Raw genomic sequence first — 9441 nt, forward strand, 5'->3', positions numbered from 1 at the left:
GTGCTCGTGCGGTTATCCGGCGGAGTGGCCGCGGAGGTTGAAGGCGCCGACGGTGGTCTGCTTGATGGTGTTGCCCGCCTTGTCCCAGGCCTCGACCTTGAGGGTCACGGCCCCCTTGGTCTGCTGGAGGGCGGGGTAGCGGGTGGTGGCGGTGTAGGTCCCGTCCTTGCCGCGCTTGACGGAGACGGGGGTGTAGGTGGCGCCGTCGTCGGTGCTGGCCCACAGCTTCAGGCCGGCGATGTCAGGCATCTTCGAGGCGGACGGGGAGTGGTAGGGGGAGACGGTGAAGGTGTGCGTACGGCCGGCGCGGACGGAATTGCCGCTGTCCAGGGTGTCGCCGAGGTCGTAGCTGACGAACACGACCGGGGCGGGCTCGCAGGACTCCGCCGTGCCGTACAGCGCTTCGAGGGAGCAGAAGGATCCGGGCAGTCGCTCGGCCTTGACCGGGGTGGTGAAGGTCCATTCGACGTCGTGCCGGTCGTTCTTGGCGGTCAGCCGGTAGCTGCCGGGGCTTTGCGACAGGGGGAAGACCGGCAGGATGGTGGTGCCGCCGACCTGGGTGCGCGGGATCTCCTTGCCGTCCTGCCAGAGGCGGACGTCGAAGCCCGGCTTGGTCAGGTCGTCCGTCGGCCAGTAGCCGCCGTTGTACTTCCTGGTGCCCGGCGAGCCGTAGCTGGGCTCGAACTCCGCCCACAGGCGGTCGCCCTGGACACAGAGCATGCACCGGAAGAACCAGCCGAGGTTCGCGCCCGGCTTGGCGAGCTTGTAGACCTTGTCGGAGCCGGTCGCGGCGCCGGGCGTGAACGGGGTGGTCAGCCAGGACTGCTGGGTGCGGACCGGCGTGTCGAACACCTCCAGGGCCCACTGCGGAATCCGGGCATCAGCCGGTGTGCCGCGCATCTCCTCCATGCCGTGCGACCAGAGCACCCCGGAGTCGACCGGTCCGACCCAGTCGCGGCGTTCCCGCAGGGTGAGCCGGGGGCCGCCCCACCCGGAGACGGAGGTCGACAGCGGCACGGCGTCGTCGGACTTCTGCGCGTACCGCCAGTCGTTGTAGCGCGCGGGGGCGACGGTGTGGGTGTCCACGTCGATCCGGGCCAGGTCGCGCTCGGTGAAGGTGTAGTGCAGCGAGCGGGGCACCCGGCCCTCTTCGTAGGGGGCGAAGGTATAGGTGTAGGGCGACTCCTCGGTGCCGGTCACCCGGAGGGTCACCGGCTTGCCGCCGGCGAGCCGGTCACGCAGGCCAAGCCCCTCGCGGGAGGGCAGGGACACGGTGGGGACCCCGATGGGCTTGGCCTCGCCGCTGAACGGGGTCTGCGTGATGCTCAGCGGGATCGCGCAACCGGTCCCGGGCTGCGGGAAGTACGCGATCGCGGCCGCGCCGGCGTCGCGGATCGGGCCGATCCGCTCGATCTGGACTCCGCACATGGGGCCGGACAGGCCCGCTGACATCGGCGCTTCCATGAGGACGAGCTTGCCGCGCAGGTCGCGGCCCGCGATGTCCTCGGGCCTGCCCTCGCCGACGTCGACGACCTCCAGGTCGCGGGTGCCGGTGAACGGCCGGAAGTCGGGGAAGCCGTCGTACTGCTCGTGCACCCCGTAGGTGTTGATGCCGTGCAGCGCGGAGACCGGGTGCAGGGTGAGCCCGCCCCGCCCGCGCATGCTCATCTCGACCTCGGGCCTGCCGAGGGTGAAGCGGGTGTGGAAGCGGAAGGCGCCCTTGGTGACCTTCTCCGTGGGCAGGGCCCACAGCCGGGACCAGGTGCGGCCGGGCCAGGTGAATCCCATGTAGGCGCCGCCGTTGACCACGGTCCGCTGGTAGGCCACGTAGGGAACGTTGCTCAACGGCTCGGCCGGCTGCGGGGTGGTGAAACGGACCTCGGTCAGCTTGCGGGCGTCGAGCGTGATCTCGGTGTCCCCGGTGACGGTGAGCTCGGGTACGGACAGGAACGCCAGGTTCTCCCGTTCGTCGTCGCCGACCCAGCTCAGCACCTGCGTCACGCTGATGACACCCTGCGGGACGCGGGTGACCGTGGTCCCTTCGGCGGTCAGGGCGACACCGCCGAGGACGCCCTTGTCGCCTGACACGTCGATGGTGTCCTGAGCCAAAGGACTGCGCGGCTTGCCGTCGCGGCCCAGGGTGTGGATGGTGAGCGTGGCCTTGGGCACCTCACGCACCACGCCCACCGGGGTGCGCAGCTGGACGCCGTCGGCGGTCGCGGTGACGGCGCCGGTGTAGGTGTCCAGGTCGGCCAGGGTCTTGGGGTCGACGGTGACGGTGGCGGTGGCGGTGCCTCCGGCCGGCACGGTGAGCGTCGTCTCCGCGATGCTCAGCCCGCCCTCGACCGCGCTGCCGTCCGACTTGCGCAGGTCGGGGGAGAGGGTCAGGGTGACCGGCTGGCCGCCCAGGTTGGTGTAGGTCAGCTCCCGGCTCGCGGGGGCGGCGTCGCTCTCGACGGCGCCGAAGTCGGCCCCGGGGGTGATGGCGAAGACCTGCTGGGTGTACGCCCTGGCCACGTCGACCCGGCCGGCGCCCTGCTTGTACACGCTGAGCGCGTCGTCCTTGGCGGTCGACATGAGCGCGGCCTTGATCTGCGGGCCCGTCCAGTCCGGGTGCCGCTGCGCCATGATGGCGGCGGCGCCGGCGACGTGCGGGGTGGCCATCGAGGTGCCGTTCGCGGCCGTGTAGTGCTCGTCGAGCGGGGTGCCCATGGTCGTGCCGGCGGCGCGCGCCGCGGCGATGGCCACACCAGGAGCGGCGATGTCCGGCTTGAGGCCACCGCCGACACGCGGTCCCTGGCTGGAGAAGGCGGCCCACGCGTCGCTCTTGTCGACGGCGGCCACGGTCAGCGCGGCGTCGGCCGTGCCGGGGGTGGCGACGGTCTCGGCGCCCGACGCGCCGGCGTTGCCCGCGGCGATCACGAACAGCGCGCCGGTGGAGGCGCTGAGCGTGTTGACCGCCTGGCTCATCGGGTCGGTCCCGTCGGTGGCGTCGCCGCCGAGGCTCATGCTGATCACCTTGGCGCCGGAGGCCGCGGCCCACTCCATGCCCTCGATGATCTGGGAGTCACTGCCGGAGCCCTCGTTGGACAGCACCTTGCCGACGATCAGCTGGGCGCCGGGCGCGACGCCCTTGTGCCTGCCGCCGCCCGCCGCGCCGGAGCCGGCGACGGTGGAGGCGACGTGGGTGCCGTGGCCATGGCCGTCCTGCACCTCCTGGCCGGGGATGAAGGACCTGCTGTCGGCGATCCGGTCGGCCAGGTCGGGGTGCTTGGGGTCGACGCCGGTGTCCAGGACGGCGACCTTCACGCCGGCGCCGTCGTGGCCGCCGGACCACGCCTGCGGCGCGCCGATCATCGGGACGCTCTCGGCGAGGTCGGCCTTCACCTTGCCGTCCAGCCACACCTTGGCGATCTCGCCGCGCAGCGTGTCCGGCACGTTGGCCGGCCCGGCGAACCCGTTCGCGCCCTTCTTGTCCGGTACGGCCCGCACCGCGCTCCAGAACGCGCCCGCCTCGGCCTTGGTGACCTGGAGCGCCGAGGCGTTGACGCTCTCCAGGGTGAGTACGGGCTCGCCGGCCGGGATGGCCTTGGCGGCCGAGGCGACGGCCTTGTCCGTGTGCTGCGGCGGGTACTGCACGATGACGGGCAGCTGCTTGGTCTTGTCGTCGGTGTAGCCGTTCTCGGCCAGGTAGGTGACGTTGAACAGCTCCCGGTCCAGCCGACCGGCGTTGACGGCGGGTACGGCGTCGCTGGGGGTGACGTACACGCCCTTCGGGGTGGCCAGCGTGGACAGGTGGGCGCTGGTGCCGTCGGGGCGGACGCTCGGCTCGGGCCGCACGGCGTACTTGCCGCCGCCGGTGTCGCTCAACCTCACCTTGTCCCCGGTGATCAGGGTGACCGTGCGGTCACCCTGGCCCAGTCCGGTCAGCGCGATCGGGTCGGTGACCGGTCCCGTCCCCGGGGCGGCCGGTGCGGGCTCCTGTTCCTGGGCGAGGGCGGCCGTGCCCGGCGCCATCAGGGTGCCCAGCACCAGGGCCGAGGCCGCCAGGAGCGATCCTCCGCGCGTCATCTTCCCTCTCGTGCCGGTGCGGGCAGGGGGAGGGCCGGGGTCGTCGCCCGGCGGGGGCTGGTCAGGGGCTCTGTGTGCAGACATGCGGAACTGCCCTTTCCGGGGCTGGGGGGTGGGGGAGAGGTAAGGGGAGGTCAGAGGGGCTCGAACCCCTCAGGGGTGTCGTCGGGGAGCTCGGCGGCGGCCATATCCGGCGGGGCGGCGGGGGATACCCGCCCTTCCTGGTCTGCGACGGCCTCCGGGGCGGCGTCGACCGGGCGGCCATCCGTGGGGTCGGTTTCGGACATGCCGTTAGCGTCGCCTGCGCGGCACGCCGGGACTATGGGTAGGGCCCCCCATTCGGAGGGCCCCAATCGGGTGGGGTACTACGGGGGTAGGCGGTGCCGTACGGATCTGCCCGGTTCAGAGGCCGTCGCGGTCGACGCCCAGGTGCATCCCGAGGGCGGCGCGGGAGCGGAGCCCGAGCTTGCGCAGCACGGCGCCCAGATGCTTCTCCACCGTTCTGGGCGATACGAAAAGCCGCTGGCCGATCTCCCGGTTGGTCAGCCCGGCGGCGGCCATTTCGGCGATCTCCCGCTCCCGGGGAGACAGCCCGCCGCCGTACCCCTGCGGGCCACCGGGATATCGCCCCCTCACCGCCACCCCGTACTTGCGGGCCAGCTGCGCGGCGCGGTCCAGATCCCATCGGGCGCCCAACGCCTGAAATGTCGTGATCGCCGCGCGTAGCGGCTCCTCGGCCCGTGCGTCCGCGGCGGCGAACAGGCAGCCGGCCGCCTGTTCGCGGGCCTGGGCCGCCTCGTACGGGGCGCCCAGCCGGTCGTAGGCGGACCCGGCCGCCAGGAACTGCTCCGCGGCGGCCGTACGGCCGGCCGCCAGATGCCCGCGCGCGTGCGCCAGCGCGGCCGGAGCCAGCGGAGCGTCCAGGCCGTCGAGCAGCGCCGAGAGCCGGGCGATCAGATCGGCGGCCTCGTCGTGCCGACCGACGCCGGCCATCGCCTCGGCCAGCGCGGGCACCGCCCGTACCGCCAGCGGCCAGAGCCCCTTGGTCTCCCACACGGCGACCGCCGCGCCGGTCACCGCGAGCGCCGCCTCGGCCTCGCCGCGTGCGCTGGACAGCCGGAGGAATCCGGTCACCGACAGCGGCAGCAGCTCGTAGCCGCCCAGGGCGACGGTGCGCTGGACGACATCGTGCAGGTCGCGCCGGGCGACGTCGAGGTCGCCGTGCGCGAGCGCCAGGCAGGCGGCGACCGTCTCGGCGGTGATCCGGTCGGCTGGGCGCCCGCCGTACTCGTCGAGAAGCAGTGCGGTCTCCTGGTCCAGCCCGTCCCATGTGCCCCGGCAGTAGGCCAGCAGCAGCGCGACCAACCGGCAGCGGGCCAGCGGTTCCCGGGAGGATTCCTCACCGGCCGCCCCCTGCGACGCGGCGGCCAGCAGCTGATCGGCGAGCTCGAAATGCCCGGCGCAACACACGTTCTCCGCGATGGACCGGTAGGCGTTCACCTCCTGGCGATGCCGCGGCCGGCCGCCGGTCCGACGGCGGATATCGTCGGTCAGCGCGGCCCAGCGCGGATCGCCGAATCCGCTCAGCGAGGTCGCGATCTTGCCGAGCACGAAGATCTCCTCCACCGGATCGCCTATGGCGGGCACCGCCTCCAAGGCCCGGTCCAGCCACATGGTGTGCTCGGCCAGCGTCACGGCCGCGTCCATCGGCCTGCCGAGCGCCGCCATCACCCACGCCGTGAGCTCGGGCTGGTCGCCGAGGTCGTCGACCGCCGCGACGAAGGCGCTGCGCTGCGCCCCGGGGTCGTCGCCGAGCCGCTCCTGCAGCAGGCCGATCAGGAAGTGCAGTTGCCCGCGCGACGGCCCCGGCTGCTCGGACTCCAGAGCCTCCGACAGCAGGTCGATCACCTCCGGGGGACGCAGCACCTGGCCGGCGGCCCAGCCCAGCCGCACCGCCAGGCGGCCCCGGCGTTCGGGCTCCAGCGGCGCGTTCCGCAGCACGTCCTCCAGAATCCGCACGGCCTCGGCGTCGTCGCCCAGCTCCGACGCCTGGCCGGCGGCCTGCTCGGCGGCGTCCACCCACTCCCTCAGCAGACCGGCATGGCGCAGATGGTGAGCCTCCTGCCCCAGCGGCACCGGCTTCACCGAACGTACGGCGGCCGCCGCCCGCGTGTGCAGGTCCTGCCGCCGCCCCAGGGGGATCCCTCCGTACACCGCCTGTGCGGCCAGCACATGCCGGAAGACCACCGTCCCGTCCTGCTCGGCCAGCAGTCCCGAGACCAGCAGCTCATCCAGCCCGGCCACGGTCTCGGCCCGGGACAGCCCGCCCACCTGGGCCAGCACCGCCACCCGCGCCGGCACCTGCAGCACCGCCGCCGCCTCGGCCACCCCGCGCGCCGCCGCGGACAGCCGGCCCACCCGTTCGCGCACCGAGTCACGGACCCCCGGCGGCACGTCCAGCTCGGCCAGCGCCTTACGCGCCCATCGCCCGCTGCGCAGCTGGATCAGCGCACCTCGTTCCCGCAGCAACGCCAGCAGTTCCTGCACCGCCAGCGGCAGACCCGACGACAGTTCATGCAGGTGCGCCCCGAAGTCGGAGGTGACGTCCTTCGCGTCCAGGATCGAAGCCGCGAGCACGCCGGTCTGTTCGGCGTTCAGGGCCTCCAGCACGACATGGTCATGGAAGACCGAGTCCGGGAGACGGCCCGTCGTCTCCCGGATGCCGGCTCCGACCTCCTCGCCCCGGTAGACGAGCACCACCGACATCCGGACAGGCAGGGCCGCCAGCAGGTAGGCGAGGAACTCGACCGTCTGCTCGTCGGCCCAGTGCAGGTCCTCCATCACCAGCACCACCGGCCCCAGCGCGTCCAGCACCTCCACCAGGCCGCGGAACAGCCGGTGGCGTTCGGCCGCCCGGTCGTCCAGCGGTTCCAGGGGAGGCGGCAGCACCTCCGCGAGCTCGGGCAGCAACCCCCGTAACGCGCCCGCGACCGGTGACAGCTCGGCCCGCGCCAGCGGTTCACCCAGGCCGCGCAGCGCCTCCACCACCGGTCCCAGGGGGAACGGCTCCCGGATCCGCCGGGCGCCCCCGACGAGGAACAGGCGGCCCGCCGCATCCGGGTGGGCCGCCATCTCCGTCACCAGCCGGGTCTTGCCGATGCCGGCCTCTCCCTCCAGCACCGCCACGGCGGGCGGACGGCTCACCGCGGTCACCAGACGCCGTAACTGGTCCTCACGCCCCACCAGGACTGGAGAAACCACTCGTCCCGCGGCCGTACCGTCGTCCATCGCCATCCGGCACGTCTCCACTCACCCGGCCCAGCTCCACAACGGCCACTCGGACTCCAAGCCCTGAACCGTTACGATCCGGATTATTCAAACAGCAAGCCCCCGCCGCCACTACCGCCCCTCCCGGAACCGGCCGCTCTCCGGTGACCCCCGTGCCGCCGTCCGGGTCCACGGGGGTGAGGTGACGGATACCGCTGGTAGTCCGCGCGGCGTCGCGGTCGCCGGTGCTCGGCGCTGGAGGCCGGCGATGACCGGGCCGGACTACGCGGTGGCCCGGTAGCGAGGGTGAAATCGAGATCCGGTCGGTGGTGCTCGAGCTCGCCGAGTACGCCGTGCCGCGTCCGGGACGCGAGGACTACCTGCGGACGCAGATCGCGCACCGATGAGGTTTCCGCGCCGCGCCCGTCTGTATGTGTGAGATCGACTCACGAGAGGCTGGCACGATGCGGAAACTGATATTCGGCATGAACGTGACCCTGGACGGCTACATCGCCGCGCCCGGCGACGACATCGGCTGGAGTGGAGGGGAGGGACCGGACTCGTCATCGAGCGCCGAGCTGTTCCAGTGGTGGTCCGACCGGGTGGACGCGACGGACCTGGCGCTGTACGGGCGCAAACTGTGGGAGACGATGAGCTCCCACTGGCCGACCGCCGACAAGCAGCCGGGTGCCACACCGGCGGAGATCGAGTTCGCCGGCCGCTGGCGGGACATGCCGAAGGTGGTGTTCTCCGCTACGACCAGCACGGTCGACTGGAACACCCGCCTGGTCACCGGCGACGCGGTCACCGAGATCACCAGGCTCAAGGCCGACGACGGCGGCCCGATGGACATCGGCGGCGCGACGCTCGCCGGGGCGGCCATGCGGGCCGGGCTGATCGACGAGTACGTGCTGGTCACCCATCCGGTCCTGGTGGGCGGCGGCACGCCGTTCTTTACGGCCCTGGACAGCTGGGTGAACCTGAACCTGGTCGATACGCGGACGTTTCCCGGCGGCGTGGTGCTGACCCGATACGAGACGAGGCGATGAGCACGGGCCAGATGCTCGGCTCGTGAGGCCAGGTCGAAATCCTTCCTGGCGTGCTCACCGTGACCCTCGGCTATGAGGGAACCTTCCCCGGGCCCTTCCTTGCGTTCCGAGTGAGCTGTTGACCGACTTGCTGGAGATGAGGGCGACGGCGTCGTTGATTGTGACGATGTTCTTCGGGCATGAAGATGCCCCGCCGGCAACGCCGGCGGGGCGGTGGTGTTCGCGTTGTCGCGTTGGTGTTCAGCTGGTCGGGGTGCTCATTCCGCGGTGACTTCGGTGATGGCGGCCCGTGCGCTGGACTCGTCGACGATGGGGCTTTTGTCTGATGACAGTGTCGGGGGCAGGCTCAGCCATGGTTTGTCGGTGGCGTCGAATCCGGTGAGCTCTGCGATCTTCCCGTCGACGATATGCAGGACCGCGATGGTAAATAGCCGGTATTCCGGGTCGTCGGGGGTGCGGAGGTACAGCACGGCGGCAGGCATGCGGTTGACCGTCGTGGCGAGGCAGCGCCAGTCGTCGTAGCCGCGCTGGAAGAGCCCACCGGAGACCCAGCCGTCCACCGCGTCCTTGGCCGTGATGACCGAGGTTCCCGGCTCGGGCAGCATCGCGAAGCGCAGGTCGTCGCGGAGCAGGGCCATCAGCCCGTTGAGGTCGTTGCGCTCATGGGCGTCCATATACGACTTCACCACGCCGCGCTCGTCATCCGACAGCTCGTGCCTGGCAGGGCTCCGCCAGTCGAGGCGGCGGTCGGGCAGCTGCTCGCGCATCGTCACACGCGCCCGCTGCAGTGCGCTGGTCACCGATGCGACGGTCAGCTCGAGGGCGTCGGCGGCCTTCGACGCCGGCCAGCCGAGGACGTCGCGCAAGATGAACACCGCCCGCTGCCGCGGCGGCAGGTGCTGGACGGCGACGATGAACGCCAGCTCGATCGTCTCCCGCGCCACCACCGATTCCTGCGGGTCCTCCGGGAGCATCCGGTCCGGGTAGGGCTGCAGGTAGCGCACCTCCGAACCCGCGCCCGGCAACTCGGCAGGCACGGGTGTGCGGTCGTTGC

Annotated in this window: 5 protein-coding genes; 1 reads left to right on the forward strand and 4 read right to left on the reverse strand. The window is 72.1% G+C overall.

From position 1 onward, the window contains the following. Positions 1 to 12 precede the first annotated feature (12 nt). The 3 genes from BM085_RS34175 to BM085_RS34180 all read right to left on the reverse strand — a co-directional run bounded on the left by BM085_RS34175 (position 13) and on the right by BM085_RS34180 (position 7365). Positions 13 to 4071 carry a S8 family serine peptidase gene (locus BM085_RS34175; protein WP_177245419.1) on the reverse strand — a complete coding sequence of 1353 codons (4059 nt, stop codon included), beginning with the start codon at positions 4069 to 4071 and terminating at the stop codon, positions 13 to 15. 134 nt (positions 4072 to 4205) lie between these two features. Next, complete coding sequence (locus BM085_RS44860) at positions 4206 to 4358, reverse strand: hypothetical protein (RefSeq protein ID WP_177245420.1); 153 nt, start codon at positions 4356 to 4358, stop codon at positions 4206 to 4208. Between the two features lie 115 nt (positions 4359 to 4473). Beyond that, positions 4474 to 7365, reverse strand: coding sequence for an ATP-binding protein (locus BM085_RS34180; RefSeq protein ID WP_093890931.1), 2892 nt, complete (start codon positions 7363 to 7365; stop codon positions 4474 to 4476). A 437-nt stretch (positions 7366 to 7802) separates the two neighbouring features. On the opposite strand from BM085_RS34180, the gene BM085_RS34185 reads away from it, so the two are divergent. Further along, on the forward strand, positions 7803 to 8387 hold the full coding sequence (locus BM085_RS34185) for a dihydrofolate reductase family protein (RefSeq protein ID WP_093890932.1): 585 nt from the start codon (positions 7803 to 7805) through the stop codon (positions 8385 to 8387). 257 nt (positions 8388 to 8644) lie between these two features. Here BM085_RS34185 and BM085_RS34190 read toward each other — a convergent pair. Then, positions 8645 to 9441 (reverse strand): sigma factor-like helix-turn-helix DNA-binding protein (locus tag BM085_RS34190; RefSeq protein ID WP_218158913.1); only part of this gene is annotated, 797 nt, incomplete at its 5' end.

The sequence above is a fragment of the Streptosporangium canum genome, assembly GCF_900113865.1.
Taxonomy (GTDB): Bacteria; Actinomycetota; Actinomycetes; order Streptosporangiales; family Streptosporangiaceae; genus Streptosporangium; species Streptosporangium canum.